The 1,648-nt window shown below is 37.0% G+C and carries 1 protein-coding gene; it reads right to left on the bottom strand.

The window, feature by feature from the left end; genetic code table 11:
* Nucleotides 1-188 precede the first annotated feature (188 nt).
* Entirely contained in the window at nt 189-1,403 is a 1,215-nt protein-coding gene (locus MR181_RS08715) for an IS110 family RNA-guided transposase (protein ID WP_242337149.1), read from the bottom strand.
* Nucleotides 1,404-1,648: the final 245 nt, after the last annotated feature.

Genomic DNA, 1,648 nt, shown 5'->3' with positions numbered 1-1,648 from the left:
CAGATCTTCTACGTTAAGTCAAGCGTATTATTGATTTTAAGGGATTTAATTCTATTACTCTCAACTTAATTGAGTAAACAGAATTGGATATTGATGAAATTTGCTTAATTTAGGGTATACTAAAGGTGCCTCATCTAATTTAACAAAATTAATGGGGTGCTTAGAATATATGATGATCAAGATTCTAGTTATGAACGAGCAATGTCATAATCATAAAACTGATCATATTTAACGAGATGATACATTGTTCTAAGCAAACGATGCATCGTGGCAATCGCAATTTTCTTTGTTCCAGAGGACGAAGAAAATTGCTTTTTGCGTTTTTGGTAGAAATCGTTAATGTGATTAGGATGGTAGTGGGCGGCAGAAGCGATACTTTGAATTGACTTAAAAAGAATCTTTCTGGCAATCGGATTACCACGCTTGCTGATCCGGTCAGCAGCGACATAGTTGCCGGATTCGTAGTGACGTAAATCAATGCCAACAAAGGCGTTAAGAGCATTACTACTCCTAAAGCGCCGGAGGTCGCCTAACTCACCGATTAAAGAAACAACTGTTTCTTTACCAAAGCCAGGGATACTGAGAAGTTCATCGTATTCCTTAAAGCCTTTGGCAAGTTGAATCATTTGTTTGATAATTTTGTTTTTCATCTGATTTTCCGTCTTTAATTGACGGGCCAGATAGGAAATTTGATGGTAAACGTAAGAATGTTCAGTAACAACCGGGTAAGCTTGACGAGCTAACTTAACTAATCGTTCAATAATTCGTGATAGGCGTTGATTGGATAAAAAGAAAGACTTCTTTACCTGAACAGGAATTGAATTTAAAATTTGATCAGGAGAAGATTGGCAAACCTTTTGTGGATTGGCATAATGTTCAACTAAGTACCAATAGAAGTTACCCGATGGTTGACTTTCTACTTGTTCAAGCTCTGGAAAAGTTAACTGAAGGACACGGTGAAGCCGGTTCTTATGAGCAATAGAATCTTTAACTAGTTCCTGGTAGAAGCGACTCATATCCATTAATTCTTGGTAAGCGGGATCCATTTTGTAGGAGGGCTTTCGCGATAAAATGAATTGGGTTTCTGCTAAACGAAAGGCATCAACTTGATCGGATTTAAATGAGCGCAGCTTATCTAACTGCTTTTTAGCTCGTAAGGGATTCAGATAGACATAATTAATCCTTTGCGAGTCTAAAAAGAATTTTAATCGACGAGAATAGATACCGGTAGCTTCGAAAACAACGATTGGTTGTTTGAACGAAGCCAGCTTAGCCTTTAAGGAAGAAAAGCCTTGTTGGTTCATCGGTAAAATAACTGCATCAACTTGGTGCTTATTTACTAAGATCGCAACGTTCATCGAAGCTTTACTAACATCAATTCCAAAAGCACAATTATATTCCATATGATCATCTCCTAATGAAGTTCAACAACAATTCAATAATTCTAATTTTCAATACTCGACGTTTAATCGCCAACAGACTAAGAAGAGACTTTATTGAATTGATGAAGTTGCCATTTTAGACTACGACATCAAGTGCCAATCTGCTCTACGACATGTCAACTTCATCCCTACTTTAACAAAAAAAGCAGTGAAATTTGAGATTCGTCAATCTCAAACTCCACTGCTTAGCTTAGTCTGTTTAGACT

This window comes from Limosilactobacillus urinaemulieris (assembly GCF_932750685.1).
GTDB classification, from domain to species: domain Bacteria; phylum Bacillota; class Bacilli; order Lactobacillales; family Lactobacillaceae; genus Limosilactobacillus; species Limosilactobacillus urinaemulieris.
The sequence above is the reverse complement of the archived record's forward strand: the minus strand, read 5'-3'. Positions and strand labels throughout refer to the sequence as shown.

What these genes read in the sequence shown, in the direction of transcription:
- MR181_RS08715 (WP_242337149.1), bottom strand. Translation starts at nt 1,403, where the DNA reads ATGGAATATAATTGTGCTTTTGGAATTGATGTTAGTAAAGCTTCGATG.